Raw genomic sequence first — 18,407 nt, forward strand, 5'->3', positions numbered from 1 at the left:
GGGGCTGCGCCCCCTGCACCCCCGGTTCGGGGCTCCGCCCCGGACCCCGTATCGCGCCTTAAGGGCGCTCGTCCTCAAACGCCGGACGGGCTGAAGTGCCCGGTGCTGGCCCGCACCGAGGCTTTTAGGGGCGCGGGGAACTGCGCGAGAAGCGGGCACGGTCCGCGGACGGAAACGGGGTTGAGGGGCGCGGGGAACTGCGCGAGAAGCCACGCACGGCTCGCAGCCGAAGCAGGGGCCCGGGTCCCAGCCACGTACGGGCCCGCGGCCGAACCAGGGGGCCCGCGTCCCAGCCGCGCTCGGACCCCACCCGCACGGCCCCGGCCGAACCCACGGCCCCAAGCCCCACCCGCACGGCCCCCGGCCGAACCCGCGGGCCCCGGGCGGAGCCCGGAGTGGCCTCGTGCGCCCTTTTCACCCCCGGAGGGTTGCGGGAAGGGGTGGGGAGGGGCCAAGAACCGGGGTCCGGGGCAGAGCCCAGGCGCCGGGCCCGAGGTCACCCCGGTGGGGCGGGCACGGGGGACAGGGCGGACAGGGCAGAGCGGAGGCGCGCGGTGGCCTCTTCGCTCGCTTCCTGCAAGGGGCCCCTGACCGGAAGGTTCAGGAGCGCCTTCGCGGTGACGGCACCCGGCAGGCCCGAGGCCATCATCAACTCGACCAGGGGCAGGGCGAGTTGGTTGAGGCGGGCCGCCTCGGCCGCCGCACCCGCGTCGTACGCGTCGAGCACCCCCCGCACCGCCCGCGGCGCCACGTTCGCGACCGTGCTCACATACCCCGCTCCGCCCACCGCGTACAGCGGCAGGTTCAGCTCCTCGCACCCCGAGTAGTACGCGAGCGCCGTACGGCCCATGACCTTGGTCGAGCCCAGCAGGTCGTACGCGCAGTCCTTCACGGCCACGATGCGCCCGTGTTCCGCGAGCCTCAGCATCGTGTCCACCTCGATCCGCGTCCCCGTGCGGCCGGGGATGTCGTACAGCATCACCGGCAGCCCCGTCGCGTCGGCCACCGTACGGAAGTGCGCCTCCACGGCGGCCTGCGGGGGCCGGCTGTAGTAGGGGGTCACCACCAACAGGCCGTCCGCGCCCGCCCGTTCGGCCGCTCCGGCCAGTGCGGCGGTGTGCGCGGTGGACGCGCTGCCCACCCCCGCCACGACCGCGGCACGGTCGCCGACCGCCTCCGCCACGGCCCGTACGAGTGCGGTCTTCTCCTCGTCGGAGGTCGTCGGCGACTCCCCGGTCGTGCCGTTCAGGACCAGTCCGTCGCACCCGTCCTCCACCAGGCGCACGGCCAGCTCCTGCGCGGCCGGGAGGTCGAGCTCGTACGACGGGGTGAACGGCGTGACCATGGCGCACAGGGCGCGCCCGAACGGGCGCGGCGGCGGGCCGGGTGGGCGTGATGTCGTCATGCCGCCGAGTGTTGCCGTGCGTGACGGTTTACGTCTACTTAGTTTGGGTTGCGGTTCCCTTCAGCATCGCTCAAGGGTCACCACAGGTTCCGCTTCGACCAGGTCGGGTCCCCGGCGTACGGGTGGAACGTGTCGAGGTTGTCCTTCGCCGGGTGCGTGCGCCCGGCCGGCCCCGCGGCGAAGGCGCGCAACAGGTTCTCGGTCACTCTCGACGTGAAGCTCGCCGTCGTCGCGTCGATGCCGTGCCCGCCCCGGCCCGCGGTCGACTGCACCCACCGCATCGTGCCCGTGCTGAACACGCCGGCCCCTGAACCCACCGTGTAGTAAGCGGAGTTGGCGAAGGAGTGGATACCCCGGCAGGTCAGGGGCGAGTGGGATATGACCTCCATCGGGCGCGGGGTCGTCCCGATCCCGTTCGCCCGGTCGTACTCCGTGCCCACCAAGCCGGGGAACGTCGAGCCCTGCCGCACCCCCGTGCCCTCGAACAGCCAGTGGCCGGGCGAGGTGACCACATAGTCGGCGGTGGTCGGGTTCGACTCGTACAGCGTGCCGGTCAGGGCATTCTCCGGCTGGGCGTGCGGCGGCTCGCGGAAGTTGGTCGTCGGGGGTTCGCCCTCGCGGCGGCCCGGGTCCCTGGGCCAGTCGTTCTTGTAGCAGACGACCAGGCGCCGCTCGCCGAGCGCGGTCTGCTCCAGGCGTATCCGGCGGAAGCAGGCGTTCGCGCCGAGGAAGGCCACGTTCGTGCCCCGGTCGCGTGCCGCCGTCACCCGGTCCCGCATGAGCTGCGTCCAGTATTCGTCATGTCCCAGGGAGAGCACGGCAGTTGCTCCGTCGAGCAGGTGCGGATCCTCGTCGATGTCCATGTTCGTCACGTACGCCAGGGGCAGGCCCAGCTTCTCCGCAAGCGCCACCACCGGCTGCTCGTACGTGAGGAACAGGCCGTCGCCGTCCTCGTGGTAGGGGCGGTCGCAGCTCACCGCGCGCGAGCGGTCCGCGTCGTCGCCGGTCGGCCCGTTGTAGAGGCTGTGGCCGCCCCATTCGTTGTACGCCTGCCAGGTCGCCACCGCGTTGACGATCACGACCCGGCCTTGGGTGGCGGCCGACCTCACGGTGACCGGAACGTAGCGCTGGCCGCCGCTGTCCGCGGTGAGAAGGATCAGATAGGACCCCTCGGGCCAGTCCTTGGTGGGGACTTCGGTGGTGGCCGGCCAGTCGGCCGACACCGTATACGTCGTCGGCTCGACCTTCGCGGCCGGCTGACGCGTGCCCTTCAGCGGCCCCGACTCCCACACCTTGCGGGCCAGGGTCCCGCCGTACCAGCCCATCCGGAAAGCCTCGGCGCGGAACGTCTTCGCGGTGGTGTGGACATGGAGGCGGAACGGGTCGCCGGGCGCCACGCTCGTACGGTCCGCGTAGCCCTCCACCTCGTGCTCGGCGCCCCGCCGGGTGAGGCGCCAACTCGCGTCGCCGGGGCGGTCGTTCTCCTTCGGTGGCGGCTTCGGGGCGGACGAGCGGGAGGCATCGTCGCCGCCCGGATGCGCGCCGGGTGCGCAGCCCGCCGCTCCCGCCGCCGCGGCCGCGCCGGCCGCTCCGGCCGCTCCGAGAAAGGCCCTGCGACTCCATGCCGCGCGGTCCATCGCACCACTCCGCTCTGCCGTCCGGCCCCGGAAGGATCCCGTGGAGGATCCAGCGTGCGGGGGCCGGGCCGGGCCGTGGCGTGATCTCCGGCGGGCGCGGCCGAAGACCGCACGTGGGGAAAACAGCAGTATGAGCGCAGCGCGGGTCGCCCTCGTCACCGGCTCCTCCTCGGGCATCGGCGCCGGCACCACCCGCTTCGTCCCGCACGACGACCTCGCGGCCGCGAGCCCGGACGGAGGTGCTGTTCGTGGACGGCGGCGGCAACCTGGTGTGAGCCCGGCCCGCCCGGGGCCGCGGCGGCAACCTGGTGTGGGCCCGGCCCGCCCGGAGCGCTACGAGGTGGTGCGCTCCGGGCGTACGACCAGGATCACCCGGCGCTCGGCGTCGTCCAGGGGGCCCTCGTACTCCAGGCCGTACCGCTTGGCCAGGACGTCGAAGAACGCGCCCGTCGGGTCGGGCTCGATCCGCTCGACCGTGCCCCGGACCTCCAGATACCGGTAGGGCTGGTCGGGGTCGTTGACCGAGAGGGAGACGTGGGGATCGGCGACGACGTTCTTGTACTTGCGGCGCGTGGTCGTCGTGGTGAAGCGCAGGAACTCGCCGTCCCACTGCTGCCAGACGGGGTTGACGTGCGGGGAGCCGTTCGGGCCCTTGGTCGCGAGGTGCACGAAGAGGGGGCGGGTCAGCAGGTCCTCGTGGTCGGCGGGGATCACGGAGGCGGTGTCGTTCGGGATCTTGGTCGTCATGGGCCTGGACGCTATCAACGCCGAATGGAGGGAGGGGAGTTGGAGGGCATCCTTCCGCTGGGAGCGGGGGACGTCGGCATGCGCGATGTCCCCGGCTCCCAGCGCGTACCGCTACGGGTGGAAGCGGATGATCTGCGGGTCGTGGTCGCTGGTCTGGTTCGCGAACTCCGCGTTGATGTGCACGCTGTCGTAGTCGAAGCCACGGATCGCGGGGCTCGTCAGGACCTGGTCGAGGACCTGGGTGTTGCCCTGGTAGACGTAGGAGTAGCGCTCCTTCTTGGGCAGCGTGCGGTAGGCCGAGCGCAGCGCGCCGCCGTCCTCAAGGGCCTTGGTCGTGCCCGAGAAGTCGAAGTCGTTGATGTCGCCGACGGCCAGGACGTCCGCGTGCTTGTCGACCGCGAGCAGCTGCTTCACGAAGGCGTTGACGGCCTGCGCCTGCTGGAGCCGCTTGGCCTCCGAGGAGCGCGGTACCGGCTGGTGCTGCGAGACCAGGCTCTCGTCGCCGCCCTTCGAGGCGAAGTGGTTCGCGATCACGAAGACCGTCTTCCCCCGGAACACGAACTCGCCGGCCAGTGGCTTGCGGCTGTCCGCCCAGGCCGCGTTCGACGGGTCGATCCGGCCGGGGGAGAGGGTCAGGGCCGGGTGGCCCTTGGTGCCGGTGACGCCGACGGCGGTCTTGTAGTCGCCGCCGGGCCGGTCGGTGAAGGAGACCCGCGCCGGGTTGAACAGGAAGCCCTGGCGGATGTTGCCCCCGGGCTCGCCGCCGTCCTTGTTGTTCTCCGGGTCGATCGAACGCCACTGGTAGGCCGGGCCGCCCGCCGCGACGATCGCGTCCGTGAACTTCTTCACGGTCGCCGAGGCGTCCACCGTGCCGTCGTTCTTCGCGCCGTTGTTGTCCTGGATCTCCTCCAGGGCCACGATGTCCGGCGAGGCGAGGTTGGTCACCACGCCCTGCGCCAGCGCGTCGAACTTGGACTGCGGGTCGGTCGGGTCCAGGTTCTCCACGTTGTACGTGGCCACCGCCAGCTCGCCGGTGCGCTGCTTGCGGGTCACCTCCCGCTTGAGGCCGTTGTCCTTGACCGTGCCGAGCGTGCGCGCGGTGATCGTGTAGCCGCCGAACTGGTTGAAGTCCAGCGGGCCTTCGGTGCTGCCGGTCAGGGTGTCGCCGACGTTCGCGGTGGGGAAGGGCTGCTGCGCCGTCGGGATCAGGCTCTGGATCTGGAGCCGCCCGGTGTTCTGGTCGTTGTACGAGGAGTACAGCGAACCGCCGCGCGCCGTGCGGTTCTCCTGCGGCTTCACCGTGACCCACAGCTCGGAGTACGGGTCGGTGGCGCCGACCACCCGCGAGGTGCCGATGCGGACGTTCATGCCCTCCAGGGACTCGTAGTAGTCCGTGGCGTACTTCTTCGGCCGGAGGGTCAGGCCGTTGACGCTGTTGCCGGCCGCCGGGTCGCCGTTGGGCGTGTAGCGGTCGGGCACCGAGCGGGCGGTGATGACGACCGGGGCGGGCACGGCGTTGCCCGAGGAGACGACCGTGACGGTCGGCTTGGACAGCTCGGTCACCGACTGGTTGCCCGAGGACAGGCCGCCGGGCACGTACTCGGTGACGGTGGCCGACACCTCCACCGCGTCGCCCACGGCGACCGTCGGGTTGGAGCCGGTGAAGACGAAGACGCCCTCGCTGGTCGCCGGGTTCTTGTCGGGCTGGGTGTCCTGGAACCAGAAGCCCTTGGAGGACCCGTAGGTGCGCACCCCGGTGACGACCCCGGTCACGCCGGTGACCTGCTGGCCCGCCAGCGGGGATATCCGGGTGGTGCCCTGGATGTCGTGGATCTTCGCCGGCACGGGGGCGGCGGGGGCGGCCTGCGAGGAGGCGGCACAGACCAGGCCGGCGGCGAGCGCGGCGGCGACCACGGCGGACACGGCGGCGGTTCTGGGAACGGGCATTCAGGTACTCCGAGGGTGATGAGGGAAGGGGGCGTGCTTGCGGCGGTGCGGTTCTACGCGCGTCAATCTCTTGTCTGGCAAGGGGAGTTGTCAAGAGGTGACGGGTAGACGACTACCGACGGGTAGATGAACCCCTGGGGGAGGCCCACGGGAAGAGTCGCGGCCGGAGCGTGCCGGACGGTGCGCGGGCCGGGTGCGTACGGGCGGCGCAGCGAAACCCGGTGAAATGCGTCTACGCTGGGTGCCGCTCGACACCGCCGACCCAGCGCGACCAGAGCACCCAGACCGTACGGCCGAGGAGTACCCCCAGATGTCCGGAGACCGCCCCACCCTGCCGCCGGTTCGGCTGAACTCCGAGGCGGAGCTGGCCCGGGACGCGCTGTCCGCCCCGCTCATCGCCCGCGCCGTGCGGCTCGCCCGCTGGGCGGGACCCGACACCCGGGTCGGCGCGGGCGGCGAACTCGTCGAGGAGCAGCTGCCCGCGGCCGCCGCCGAACTCGGGCTGGCCGACGACCAGGACGGCCCGGCCTACGCGAGCGAGGCCTGGCGGGTCGCGGTCGACACCGGCCTCGTGGACGTCCAGGACGCCCCCGAGGCCGCCGGCGACGAGGACGAGGACGGCGAGGGCACCGCCTCCGTGGGCGAGAACCTCGGCGTGCTCACCGCCGGATCGCCCTCGGATGTGCTCGCCATCTGGCTCGACGCCTTCGACGTGGTCTTCGCCGACGCCACCGCCCCGATGATCGACGACTTCGCCGACCTGGTCGGCGAGGACGGTGAGATCGACTTCGAGCGCCTGGAGTGGGACCCGGAGGAGGAGGCCGACTTCCTGGAGGGCGTCCTCGGCAACCTCTACCTGCTCACCGTCAGCGAGGGCGGCGCCCCCGAAGGGCCGGTGCCGCTGCCCGCGCTCGCCGCCTCGATGATCGTCCCCGACGACATGGGCGAGCCCACCGACGACATCCTGGAGCAGGTCTCCGACGCGATGATGCGGCTGGACGACCAGTTCCGGCTGCTGGAGCCGATCGGCCTGGTCGAGTACGAGCCCGTCGACGAGGCCCTGATGGCCGAGGTCGGCGACGAGCCGGCCCCGCCCGTCGACGACGAGGACGTGGCCCGCTACGGCATGGTCCGGCTGACCCCGCTCGGCCTCTACGGGGTCCGCGCCCGGATGCTGGAGGCGGGGGTGGACGCTCCGGCCGTCGGCGACCTGGCCGACAAGGGCGCCGACGCGCTGCTCGACGGCATCGCCTACTTCCCCGAGCTCTCGGCCCGCGCCGAGACCGAGCAGTGGCTGGCCCGGCGCCAACCGGCCGACGCGGCGGGCGAGTTGCTCGCCGCGGCCCGGGGCGACGACGCGGGCGGCCCGCTGCGCCGGCTGCACTGCCAGCAGGCACTCGCCCTCACCGGCGCCTCCGCCGAACCCGCCGTGCGCCAGGTCCTGCCCGACCCCGAACTCGGCGGCCTGGCCCGGGTCTGGCTCGCCGAGCACGGGGCCGTCGACGTGCCGCCGCCCTCCGAGGCGATGATCTTCTGGCTGGCCATCGACACCATCGCCGCCCAACTCGCGGTGGAGGGCGACCTGGAGGAGCTCCAGGAACTCGTCGAGGGACTGGTCGGCCAGCACAGCGGGTTCTTCGACGCGGCCTGGCGGGTGGAGCACCCCGCGACCGCGGACGTCCTGGAGGCGATGGGCCGCCTCCACCCCGACAAGTCCACGGCCAAGGAAGCGCGCAAGGCGGCCTTCAAGGCCCGCTCCCGCGTCTGATCCCGCCCCTGCGCGGTAGCCCGCCCGCGCGCGGCTTGCCGCCCTGCGGGCGGGCTGCCATCCCCTCTCGCGCGCGGTCGCTTTTCCCCGGTCCCCCGATGCCTCCGGTCGGGGGCCGGGGTGTTTGGGGGCGCGACCGTGAACGCGGCGGGGCGTGTCCGCGAGGGGGCGGGCCGGGGGAGTCACGCCCGGCCCCGGGCAGTGGCGGGTAAGTCAGACACGGGCCGGGGGCGTCAGGCACGGCCCCCGGAGGCGGGGCATCAGGCGCGGCCGAGCACCAGGCTCACGTTGTGCCCGCCGAACCCGAAGGAGTTGGCGAGCGCCGCGTCCCAGGAGCCCCGGCGGTTCTCGCCCGCCACCACATCGAGGGTGACCGCGGGGTCGAGGCGGTCCAGGTTGCGGGTGGCGGGTACGGTGCCGTCGCGCAGGGCGAGCAGCGCCGCGATCGCGCCCACCGCGCCGGACGCGCCCAGCATGTGCCCGGTCATCGACTTGGTCGCCGTGACCACCGGGCGCGTGCCGATCGCCTTGGCCACCGCCTCCGCCTCGGCCAGGTCGCCCGACGGCGTGGACGTGGCGTGCGCGTGCACCACGCCGATGTCCGAGGCGCTCAACTGGGCGTCCCGCAGAGCCGATTCGATCGCCCGGACCTGCCCGGCCACGTCCGAAGCCGTGATGTGGTCCGCGCTGGACGTCACGGCCGCGCCCGCCACCGAGCCGTACACGCGGGCTCCCCGCGCCCGCGCGAACCCGGCCCGCTCCAGGACGACCAGGCCCGCGCCCTCGCCCATCACGAACCCGCTGCGGTCCGCGTCGAAGGGCCGGGACACCGCGGCGGGGTCGCCGTCCCGGGTCGAGAGGGCCTTCATCTGCGCGAACGCGGCGATGGTGAAGGGGTGCAGACACGCCTCGGTGCCGCCGGCCACCACCACGTCGGCGCGCCCCGCCCGGATCAGGTCCAGGCCCATCGCGATGGCCTCGGCGCCGGACGCGCAGGCGCTGACCGGGGTCCGGGCCCCGCCCTGCGCGCCGAGCTCCATCGACACCCAGGCGGCGGGGCCGTTCGGCATCAGCATCGGCACGGCGTACGGGGAGAGCCGCCGGGCCCCGCTCCGCTCGAACGTGTCGTCCTGGCCGAGCGTGGTCAGCACGCCGCCGGTACCGGTGCCGATCACCACCGCGAGCCGCTCCGGGGCGACCTCGGGGGCGCCCGCGTCCCGCCAGGCCTCGCGGGAGGCGATCATCGCGAGTTGTTCACAACGGTCAAGCTTGCGGGCCTCGACGCGGGCGAGGATCGACAGCGGGTCCGCGGCCAGCCCGGCCGCCACCCGGACCGGCGACCCGGCCGCCCACTCCTCCTCGATCAGCGTGACTCCGGAGGTTCCCTCCAGCATCCCCGCCCAGGTGGAGCCGGTATCCGCGCCGAGCGGGGTGATCGCGCCGAGGCCGGTGACGAGTACTTCTGCAAGATCGCTCATGCCTCGACCCTGTCAGGGGGCGGGCCGAGGTGGGGAGGGGGCGGGTGCAGCGATTTGTCCGGAGGGTGTTGTGGGGTTCTCACAGGTGCGGGTCGAGTGCGGTAGGTGACTGGTCGCGGTTTCCCCCCGTCCCGCCCCCTCCCGCTGTGACACTCCGCGGCTCTGCCGCGTGGCCTCCGGGGACTTCTTCGGCTGCGGGCAGTGGGCGGCTCGTCGCGCGGTTCCGCGCGCCCCTGTAGGTGACCCGGAGTGTGTTGGCCGCGCCCTGTAGCTGAGCCGGAGTGTGTTGGTCGCGCCCGCCGCAGCGCGATGGGGGTCTGGGGTGGAGCACCGGGAGCTTGGCCGGGCTCACGGCTCAGGAGTGCCCAGCATGGACACCGCGTTCAGCGCGAGCCGCCACGGATAGGCCTCCGAACGCTGACCGCCCGGAGCGTGCGGCACGAACCCGCCCTCGCCGTACAGCACCGTCACCCCGGCCCCACGCAGCACCGCCACCGACTGCTCGAACTGGGGATGCCGGACGTACGCGGCGTTCACGCACGGCATCGCCACCATCGGGATCCCCTTGCCGACGCCCTCCGCGACGACGCCCACGACGAAGTTCGAAGTCAGCCCGAGTGCCCAGGAGTTGACGGTGTTGAACGTGGCCGGAGCGAACAGGATCACGTCCGCGGGCGGCCAGACGTCCGGGTCCCCGGGCAGCTTGTACTGACTGCGTACCGGGTGCCCGGTCAGCACCGCCAAACCGTCCAGGGACCCGGCCAGCCAATCCGCCGCGGTGGGGGTCAACCCCAGGCAGACGTCCCAGCCGTCCGCCTGAGCCTCCTCGATGACCCGGGCGACATCGAACACCGGAGAGGCGGCCGAACAGAACAGATACAGGGTGCGTCGTATCGTCATGCGCCCAGTGGATCACATACGACTTGCCCCGAATTCAAGGGATTCGGGGCGTTGAGCCCCCACCACTCTGGCTGTCCCTGGCTACCCCGGCTACCGCGCTAGAGCGCCTCCGCCCCCGGCTTCACCATGCCCCGTGCCGTGCGGGACTTCACGAAGGAGCCGAGCGCCGTCATCTCCCATTCGCCGGAGAACTGCCGGATCAGCTTCGCCATCATGACCCCCGTCTGCGGCTCCGCGCCCGTCAGGTCGAAGCGGACCAGCTCCTCGCCGCTCGTCGCGTCGATCAGACGGCAGTACGCCTTGGCGACCTCCGTGAACTTCTGGCCGGAGAACGAGTTGACGGTGAAGACCAGGCCCGTGGCCTCCGCCGGGATGCGGCCGAGGTCGACCACGATCACCTCGTCGTCGCCCGCGCCCTCACCCGTCAGGTTGTCCCCGGAATGCTTGATCGCGCCGCCCAGGATGGAGAGCTTGCCGAAGTAGCAGCTGTCCAGATGGTTGCGCTGCGGGCCGTAGGCGATCACCGAGGCGTCCAGGTCGATGTCCTTGCCGCGGAAGGCGGGCTCCCAGCCCAGGCCCATCTTCACCTGGGAGAGCAGCGGACGACCGCCCTTGACCAGGGACACCGTCTGGTTCTTCTGGAGGTTGACCCGGCCCTTGTCCAGGTTGATCTTCCCGGTGCCTGCGGGTGCGGGTGCGGGCGTGGCCGGGGCTGCCGGTGCCGCAGGGGCTGCCGGGGCCGGGGCGGCGAGGCGGGGGTCGGCAACTGGCGGGGCGGCCGGCATCGCGGGAGCGGCCGGGGCCGCCGCGGGCTGCTCCTCGACCGAGACCCCGAAGTCGGTGGCGATCCCGGCGAGGCCGTTGGCGTATCCCTGACCCACCGCGCGCGCCTTCCAGGCACCGCCGCGCAGATAGATCTCCATGACCACCAGGACCGTCTCGGTGCCCAGCTGGGGCGGCGTGAAGGAGGCGATCACAGCGCCGTCGTCCCCGCTGCGCAGGGTGGCGGTGGGCTCGATGCCCTGGAACGTCTGGCCCGCGGCGTCCGGACTCGCGGTCACCACGATCTTCTCGATGCCGGGCGGCACGGCCGCGGTGTCCACCACGATCGCGTCGGGCGCTGTGCCGCCGCCCGAGCGGTAGGTCACGCCGGGGCCCTGCGGCTGGTTGTAGAAGATGAAGTCGTCGTCCGAGCGCACCTTGCCGTCTGCGGTGAGCAGCAGGCCCGAGACGTCGAGCCGCACGGGGGCAGCCACGTCGACCGTCACACGGGTGGTCGGGAGCGGGAGGTTCGAGCCAGGGGTCATTGCGGTCATGCCCCGGAAACGAGCGGCGCCGCTTTACGGTTCCTTGAACCTCGATGAACCTCGTAGAGCAAGACGAACTTCGACCTTCGACGAACCTCAGCGCGCACGATGGAGCTCGCTGGACCTCGCTGTACCTCGCCGCGCGCACGATGGAGTCCGCTGGACCTCACCGGGCGCGACGGGGCTCGCTGAACCCCGACCGCACCCCCTCGCGCCGGGGCCCCGCGTCAGTGCGGCCACATCGGTGGGTTGGTGGTGAACTCCCCGCCGAGGCGGGCGCCCTCCGGCTTGGCCGGGTCGAGTGCGCCCTGCTCGGCGACGAGCTTCTCGGCATACTGCTCGGAGTCGTCACGGGGCTCGTAGCCGAGTGCCCGCGCCGACGAAAGGTCCCACCACAGGCGGGTGTTGGCGGACGAGCCGTAGACCACGGTGTGTCCGACGGCCTCGGCCGTCAGCGCGGCGTCGAACAGGCGCGCCGCGTCGCCCGGGCTCAGCCAGATCGACAGCATCCGGACAGACGTGGGCTCCGGGAAACACGAGCCGATGCGGACCGAGACACTCTCCAGACCGTGCTTGTCCCAGTAGAACTGGGCCAGGTCCTCGCCGAAGGCCTTGGACAGGCCGTAGAACGTGTCGGGGCGGTGTGGGACACCGACCGGAATCAGCGGGTCCGCGCCCTGCGGGCGGGGCGTGAAGCCGACCGCGTGGTTGGACGAGGCGAACACGATCCGGCGCACGCCCTCCTCGCGCGCGGCCTCGTAGAGGTGGTACGTGCCCTCGATGTTGGCCCGGAGGATTTTGTCGAAGGACGACTCCAGCGAGATCCCCGCCAGATGGAGCACCGCGTCGACCCCGCGAACCGCCTCGCACAGGGCGCCCTTGTCGGCGAGGTCGGCGGTGATCGCCTCCGGCTCGCCGTGGACGGGCAGTACGTCCAGGAGCCGCAGGTCGTATCCGTACGAAGGGAGCAGCCCCCGCATCAGGGTGCCGAGCCCCCCGGCGGCGCCGGTGAGCAGGAGGGTGCGGGGCCTGGGCATGGGCTCTCCTCGGGTGCGGGGCCGTCCGGACGGAGCTCGGGCCGGCACGGCGCAACAGCCACCCGAGCGATACATCCATGGACATCATTCACATGGGTGGACACGCTAGGGAGCCCCGCCCTGCCGAGTCAAGTGTCACACCGGGGGCGTCAATCCGCTTGTGCGCCACGGCTGTTGACCTTGACCGCCGCCGGGGCGGGGGCTTAGCGTAGAGAGGTTCAGAGATGTGGACGACAGTCAGAATTGTGCACGTCGCGTGAGGCCGGACGCGCCACACGGCGCCGCGCGACGGTTTCAGCCCGGCGGTCCTTGCCCAGGGACCCGACGGTCCTTGCCCAGGGAGCAGCCCGTGATCTCAGCCCCGCTCGCCGCCCGACTCACTCAGGTCGGCGGACCGCTGTTCTTCCCCGTGACCGCGTACGGGACGGACGGCGGCCTCGACCTCGACACCTTCCGTGCCCATGTGCGGGGCGGCATCGAGGCCGGCGCGGCCGCCGTGTTCGCCTGCTGCGGCACGGGGGAGTTCCATGCCCTGACCCCGCAGGAGTTCCGGGCGTGCGTCGCCGCGGCGGTGGAGGAGAGCGCGGGTCGCGTGCCGGTGGTCGCGGGCGCCGGGTACGGGACCGCGCTCGCCGTCCAGTACGCCCGGCTCGCGGAGGAGGCCGGGGCCGACGGGCTGCTCGCGATGCCGCCCTATCTCGTGGTCGCCGACCAGGCGGGCCTGTTCGACCACTACTCCGAGCTGGCGGCGGCGACCTCGCTCGACGTCATCGTCTACCAGCGCGACAACGCGGTGCTCACCCCCGGGACCGCCGTCGCGCTCGCCCGCGTCGACGGGATCATCGGGTTCAAGGACGGCCTGGGCGACCTCGATCTGATGCAGCGGATCGTCAGCGCCGTACGCTCGGCGGGTCTGAACCCGTTGTACTTCAACGGGCTGCCCACCGCCGAACTCACCGGCCTCGCCTACCGGGGCATCGGCATCACCCTCTACTCGTCCGCCGTCTTCTGCTTCGCACCCGACATCGCGCTCGCCTTCCACCGGGCCCTCGAATCCGGCGACGACGCGCTGGCCAACCGCCTGCTCGACCGCTTCTTCGTGCCGCTGGTCGAACTCCGCAACCAGGGGCGGGGGTACGCCGTCTCGCTGGTCAAGGCGGGGGTGCGGCTGGGCGGCCTGGACGTCGGCGGAGTCCGGCCGCCCCTGAGCGAGCCCGAGGCAGGCCATGTCGAGCAGCTGGCCGTCCTGATCGAGCGCGGGCGTGCGCTACTCGCGTCCGGGGTCGGCGAGTGAGGACTTCCGCCTTCCTCTACCCCTGGGACGTCCTCGGGGATCCCGACGCCCCGGCCCGTATCGCCGACCTCGGCGTCCGTCAGGTGACGCTCGCCTCCGCCTACCACTCGACCCGGGCCCTGACGCCCCGTCACCCGAAGCACCGCATCGTCACCGCCGAGTATGCGTCGGTGCTGTATCCGCCGGGCGAACCGTACTGGCGGGGGCGGGAGTTGACGCCGTACGCGGCCGGTTCCTGGGCGCCGGGTGACGCGTTCGGCCAGGCCGCGGAGGCCCTTGCGGCGGCCGGGCTCGACGTCCACTCCTGGGTGGTGCTCGCCCACAACTCCCGGCTCGGCGCCGAGCATCCCGGGACCTCGGTCGTCAACGCGTACGGCGACCGCTACCCGTGGGCGCCGTGCATCGCGCAACCCCGGGTGCGCGCGCTCCTCGTCGCCCTCGCGGCGGAGGCGGCGGTGCGGCCGGGGGCGCGCGGCACCGAGCTGGAGTCGTGCGGCTGGTACGGCCTCGCGCATCCGCACGCCCACGACAAGCTCGCGGGCGTGGCCCTCGACGACACCGCTCAGTACTTGATGTCGCTCTGCTTCTGCCCCTCGTGCGCACAGGGTTACGGTGAACTCGGCCTCGATGCGCACGAGTTGAGGGCGCGGGTGCGGTGGGCGTTGGAGCCGGCGTGGCGGGGCGGGACGGTCGGCACGCCCGGCGCCGAGCTGCTCGCGGCGACGCTGGGCTTCCGTACGGCGGCGGCGCGGGCGCTCCAGGAGGCGGCCGTGGCGGCGGTACGGAGCCGGGGCGCCGCGGGGTTCCAGGTGCTGCTGCACGCGGACCCCCGGCCGTCGCGGAGCGGGGCGAACGTGGGGGTGGACGCTGAGCACGTCCTCGGCCTGGCCGATGGGGTGGTGGTGCCGTGTACGGGCGGGCCGGAGCTGCTTGAGCCGTTCGCGGCGGTGGGGTCGGTGGGGTCAGCGGGGTCAGCGGGTTCGGTAGGGGTGGCGGGTTCGGTGGGGTCCGTTCTTGCGGCCAACCTCACGGTGGTGTCGGGGATGGGGGGTCGGCCCCTGTCCTTGGCGCAGGACGTGGCTCGGGCGGTGGGGGTGGGGGCAACGGAACTCCGGCTGTATCACGCGGGGTTGGCGTCGGACGCGGATCTTGAGGCGGTCCGGAAGGCGGGGGTGGTGGGGTAGCCCTTCTTTGCCCCCCGCCCGGCCCCTTCCCGCCCCTCCGGGGGTGAAGCGGCACCTGGGGCTGCGCCCCGACGCCCTGCTGGGGCTCCGCCCCCCTGCACCGCCGTTCGCGGCCGGAGAGTGCTCGTCCTCGGCCGCCGGCCGCGCTGAAGTCTGCCCGTACCAGCGCCTTCAGGAGCGCGGGAAACCGCGCGACCGGCCACGTACGGTCCGCAGCCGCATCAACGGGCCCGGTGCGCAGCCCCGGAAGTCCACCCACCCCCGGAGGGTCCGGAGAGGCGGGCGGGGGCTACCCCGGGTAGGACACGGTGCGGCAAAGATTCCCGCATCCGCCCTGGCGGGACGCGTGTGATGCGCGTAGACAAGCGCCCATGCGCATTCTCACCAAAGCCGCCGCCACCACCGCCGCCCTCGCCCTCACCGGCGTCGCCGCCTATGGCGTCGGCGCGGCCTCCGCCGACAACTCCGTGCCCAAGTCGGACCGCGAGATCCCCAACGTCACCAAGGTCGAGGACAAGATCAACGCGTACTACGGCGGCACGGCCGACGCCTCGGGGAACTTCCAGGCGTCGCCCAAGAGCAACTACGCCAAGCAGGTCGCGAACATCGAGGCCCGCGCCAAGCGGCAGATCAAGCACGCCGCCGAGCACCCCGGGCGGGACGGCCGCAAGCCCGCCATCGTGCTCGACGTCGACGACACCACGCTGCTCACCTACGACTACGAGAAGAAGAACGGCTTCGCCTACAACGCCGCCGCGTTCGACGCGTACGTGCAGAGCGCCCGTTCCATCGCCGTGTTCGGCATGCCGGAGCTCGTCAACTACGCCGCCAAGAACGGCGTCACCGTCTTCTTCCTCACCGGACGCGACGCCTTGCAGCGCACCGCGAGCGCCGTCAACCTGACCAGGGCCGGCTACGACGTGCCGGTCGACCCCGCCCACTTCTTCCTCAAGGACAAGGCCAACCCGCCGGCGTACCTGGGCTGCGCCAAGCCCACCTGGACCTGCTCGACGGTCGACTACAAGGCCGGCACCCGCAAGCACATCGAGTCGCTCGGCTACCGCATCGTGGCCAACCTCGGCGACCAGTACACCGACCTCTCGGGCGGCCACGCCGACACCACCTACAAGCTCCCGAACCCGATGTACTTCCTGCCGTAAGCCCCCTCCGGTCCGGGGCGCGCGCCCCGGACCGGGCCCCTCGCGTCACTGCGAAGCCAGCGCCGCCTTCATCATCGCCTGGGCGACCGGGCCCGCCAGGCCGTTGCCGCTGACCTCGGAGCGCTCGGCGTCGGAGTCCTGGATGACCACGGCCACCGCGACCTGCTTGCCGGTCTTCGGATCCTTGGCGAACGAGGTGAACCAGGCGTAGGGCGTCTTGGAGTTGTCCACCCCGTGCTGGGCCGTGCCCGTCTTCGCGCCGACCTCCAGGCCGCCGATTTTCGCGTTGGAGCCGGTGCCGTCCGTGACCACCGAGATCATGGCGTCGTGCATCTGCTGGGCCGTCTTCGACGACATGATCCTCTTGCCGTCCGAGTCCGGGTAGGACTGGAGCGTGCTCCCCTTGGAGTCCGTCACCTTGGACACCATGTGCGGCGAGGACATGACCCCGTCGTTCGCTATGGCCGCGGACACCATCGCCATCTGCATCGGGGTCGCCGTCACATCGAACTGGCCGATGCCGGACAACGCGGTCGACGACTTGTCCATGTTCTTCGGGTACACACTCGCCGAGGCGCGCACCGGCACGTCCAGCGAGGAGTCGTTGAAGCCGAACTTCTCGGCCATCGCCCGCACCTTGTCCTGGCCCAGGTCCACGGCCATCTTGCCGAAGACGTTGTTGCAGGAGTATTCGAGCGCGGTACGGATCGAGGCGTTCTCGCAGGGCGCGGACGCCGACTCGTTGCGCAGGTCCGTCGTCGTGCCCGGCATCCGGTACGGGTTGGGGCTGTCGGTCTTCGCGTCGATGTCCGGGTAGAGGCCGTTCTCAAGCGCCGCCGACGCCACCACCAGCTTGAACGTGGAGCCCGGCGCCAGCGGCTGGCGCAGCGCCCGGTTGAGCATCGGCTGGCTCTTGTCCTCGGACAGCTGCTTCCACGCGTCGCCGGCCGCCGAGGAAGACCCCGCGATCTTCGACGGGTCGTACGACGGCGTGGAGACCATGCCGAGAATGCGGCCGGTCTTCGGGTCCATCGCGACGGCCGCGCCCTCCTTGTCGCCGAGCGCCTGGTACCCGGCCTTCTGCACCGCGGGGTCGATGGTGGTCAGCACGTCGCCGCCGGGCGCCCGCTGCCGGGTGAGCGCGTCGAAGGGGTTCTGCATGCGCGGGTCGCTGCCGTCGAAGACCTTGGAGTAGATCCCCTCCAGCTGGGTCGACCCGAACACCTGCGAGGCGAAGCCGGTGACGGGCGCGTACATCGGTCCGTCCTTGTAGCTGCGCTGGTAGGCGAGGTCGCCGCTCTTCGTCCTTTCCGATCCGGTGACCGGGGATCCGGCCACGATGATGTCCCCGAGCGGCTGCGAGTACTCCGCGATGGTGTTCCGCCGGTTCAGCTTGTCGTCCGCGAGGGCCTGGCCTTTGTAGAACTGCACATAGGTGGCTCGACCGAGGAGGGCGAGCACCATCAGCAGACAGAAGACCGAGGCGCGCCTGATTGTCTTGTTCATCCCGTATGCAGGACGGACGGGGCAGAGCGTGGAGTTCCGGTTGTCCGGGTTTCTCAGGAAACCTTCATCGGGCCGTCCTCATCGGGCCGTAGGGGGAACCGTCGCCCCCGCGCCGCTGCGGGTGAGCCGGAGCCCAGCATTCGCGTCCGCCGTGGTGGAGCCGCGCAGATGCCACCCGCGCCCCTTCAAGGGGCCGGGGGCTCAGAGGCGGCGGGTTGCCAGGGTCAGGCGGTCCCTCGCGTCGAACAGGGCGTCCTTCACCATCTGTTCGTGGGCGGGAGTGAGGCGGGCCACCGGTACCGAGCAGCTGATCGCGTCACGGGCCGGGGTGCGGTACGGGATCGCGACGCCGAAGCAGCGCAGGCCCAGCGTGTTCTCCTCGCGGTCCACGGCGTAGCCCTGCTCGCGCACGAGGTGCAGCTCCTCGATGAGCTTCTCGCGGTCCGTGATGGTGTGCTCGGTGAGCTGCTGGAGCGTCTCCGGGAGGAGCTTGCGCACCTGCTCGTCGCTGTGCGTGGCGAGCAGCGCCTTGCCGAGCGAGGTCGAGTGGGCGGGCAGGCGCCGCCCGACCCGGGTGAAGGGGCGCAGATAGTGCTGGGACTGGCGGGTGGCGAGGTAGACCACGTTCGTGCCGTCGAGCCGGGCGAGGTGGATCGTCTCGGTGGTGTCGTCCGAGAGGCGGTCCAGGGTCGGGCGGGCCGCCGCCACCACCTCGTCGCCGTCGATGTAGGAGGTGCCCACGAGGAGAGCCCGTACGCCGATGCCGTACCGGGTGCCCGTGGCGTCCGTCTCCACCCAGCCGAGCTCCACCAGGGTGCGGAGCAGCATGTACAGGCTGGACTTGGGGTAGCCCACCGCCTCCTGGACCGCGGCGAGGGAGTGCATTCCGGGACGGCCCGCGAAATACTCCAGCAACTCGACGGTCCGCACCGCGGACTTGACCTGTGCTCCGCCTGCATCGGCAGCCGACATCCCAGCACCCCGCTCCTTCTCGCCCCGGCTTCTTGCCAAGGCGGAACACCCGTTAATAGAGTCCC

14 protein-coding genes are annotated in these 18,407 nt (G+C 71.9%); 4 read left to right on the top strand and 10 right to left on the bottom strand.

Annotated features, from left to right (window positions below; translation table 11 throughout):
• Positions 1-496 precede the first annotated feature (496 nt).
• The 4 genes from dapA to ACFYNP_RS32720 form a co-directional block, all read right to left on the bottom strand.
• Positions 497-1,405, bottom strand: coding sequence for a 4-hydroxy-tetrahydrodipicolinate synthase (gene dapA / locus ACFYNP_RS32705; RefSeq protein WP_388790667.1), 909 nt, complete (start codon positions 1,403-1,405; stop codon positions 497-499).
• Positions 1,406-1,482: 77 nt separating this feature from the next.
• Positions 1,483-3,042 carry a N,N-dimethylformamidase beta subunit family domain-containing protein gene (locus tag ACFYNP_RS32710; protein ID WP_388790669.1) on the bottom strand — a complete coding sequence of 520 codons (1,560 nt, stop codon included), beginning with the start codon at positions 3,040-3,042 and terminating at the stop codon, positions 1,483-1,485.
• A gap of 333 nt (positions 3,043-3,375) precedes the next feature.
• Positions 3,376-3,789 carry a PPOX class F420-dependent oxidoreductase gene (locus tag ACFYNP_RS32715; protein WP_388790672.1) on the bottom strand — a complete coding sequence of 138 codons (414 nt, stop codon included), beginning with the start codon at positions 3,787-3,789 and terminating at the stop codon, positions 3,376-3,378.
• A 111-nt stretch (positions 3,790-3,900) separates the two neighbouring features.
• Positions 3,901-5,736 carry an endonuclease/exonuclease/phosphatase family protein gene (locus ACFYNP_RS32720; RefSeq protein ID WP_388790674.1) on the bottom strand — a complete coding sequence of 612 codons (1,836 nt, stop codon included), beginning with the start codon at positions 5,734-5,736 and terminating at the stop codon, positions 3,901-3,903.
• A gap of 310 nt (positions 5,737-6,046) precedes the next feature.
• Here ACFYNP_RS32720 and ACFYNP_RS32725 point away from each other — a divergent pair, with 310 nt between their 5' ends.
• A complete protein-coding gene (locus ACFYNP_RS32725; protein ID WP_388790677.1) occupies positions 6,047-7,504 on the top strand; it encodes a hypothetical protein in 1,458 nt (485 codons plus the stop codon).
• A gap of 260 nt (positions 7,505-7,764) precedes the next feature.
• Here ACFYNP_RS32725 and ACFYNP_RS32730 read toward each other — a convergent pair whose 3' ends face one another.
• The 4 genes from ACFYNP_RS32730 to ACFYNP_RS32745 form a co-directional block, all read right to left on the bottom strand.
• Positions 7,765-8,982: a beta-ketoacyl-[acyl-carrier-protein] synthase family protein gene (locus ACFYNP_RS32730; protein ID WP_388419859.1), complete on the bottom strand. Its 1,218-nt coding sequence runs from the start codon at positions 8,980-8,982 to the stop codon at positions 7,765-7,767.
• 348 nt (positions 8,983-9,330) lie between these two features.
• The gene (locus ACFYNP_RS32735; RefSeq protein WP_388790679.1) at positions 9,331-9,882 is read right to left on the bottom strand and encodes a flavoprotein; all 552 of its coding nucleotides are present in this window, start codon (positions 9,880-9,882) and stop codon (positions 9,331-9,333) included.
• A gap of 98 nt (positions 9,883-9,980) precedes the next feature.
• Entirely contained in the window at positions 9,981-11,198 is a 1,218-nt protein-coding gene (locus ACFYNP_RS32740) for a TerD family protein (RefSeq protein ID WP_388790681.1), read from the bottom strand.
• Between the two features lie 218 nt (positions 11,199-11,416).
• Positions 11,417-12,226: an NAD-dependent epimerase/dehydratase family protein gene (locus ACFYNP_RS32745; protein ID WP_388790684.1), complete on the bottom strand. Its 810-nt coding sequence runs from the start codon at positions 12,224-12,226 to the stop codon at positions 11,417-11,419.
• Between the two features lie 349 nt (positions 12,227-12,575).
• Here ACFYNP_RS32745 and ACFYNP_RS32750 point away from each other — a divergent pair, with 349 nt between their 5' ends.
• The 3 genes from ACFYNP_RS32750 to ACFYNP_RS32760 all read left to right on the top strand — a co-directional run bounded on the left by ACFYNP_RS32750 (position 12,576) and on the right by ACFYNP_RS32760 (position 15,864).
• Complete coding sequence (locus ACFYNP_RS32750) at positions 12,576-13,520, top strand: 5-dehydro-4-deoxyglucarate dehydratase (protein WP_388790687.1); 945 nt, start codon at positions 12,576-12,578, stop codon at positions 13,518-13,520.
• Entirely contained in the window at positions 13,517-14,704 is a 1,188-nt protein-coding gene (locus ACFYNP_RS32755) for a hypothetical protein (protein WP_388790689.1), read from the top strand. Before ACFYNP_RS32750 ends, ACFYNP_RS32755 begins: the two co-directional genes overlap by 4 nt.
• Positions 14,705-15,075: 371 nt before the next feature.
• A complete protein-coding gene (locus ACFYNP_RS32760; protein ID WP_388790691.1) occupies positions 15,076-15,864 on the top strand; it encodes an HAD family acid phosphatase in 789 nt (262 codons plus the stop codon).
• A 45-nt stretch (positions 15,865-15,909) separates the two neighbouring features.
• Here ACFYNP_RS32760 and ACFYNP_RS32765 read toward each other — a convergent pair whose 3' ends face one another.
• Both ACFYNP_RS32765 and ACFYNP_RS32770 read right to left on the bottom strand, forming a co-directional pair.
• The gene (locus ACFYNP_RS32765) at positions 15,910-17,370 is read right to left on the bottom strand and encodes a peptidoglycan D,D-transpeptidase FtsI family protein (protein ID WP_388790694.1); all 1,461 of its coding nucleotides are present in this window, start codon (positions 17,368-17,370) and stop codon (positions 15,910-15,912) included.
• A gap of 201 nt (positions 17,371-17,571) precedes the next feature.
• A complete protein-coding gene (locus ACFYNP_RS32770) occupies positions 17,572-18,342 on the bottom strand; it encodes an IclR family transcriptional regulator (RefSeq protein WP_388419845.1) in 771 nt (256 codons plus the stop codon).
• Positions 18,343-18,407: the final 65 nt, after the last annotated feature.

The organism is Streptomyces sp. NPDC006691 (assembly GCF_042869955.1).
In the GTDB taxonomy this organism is placed as follows: Bacteria; Actinomycetota; Actinomycetes; order Streptomycetales; family Streptomycetaceae; genus Streptomyces.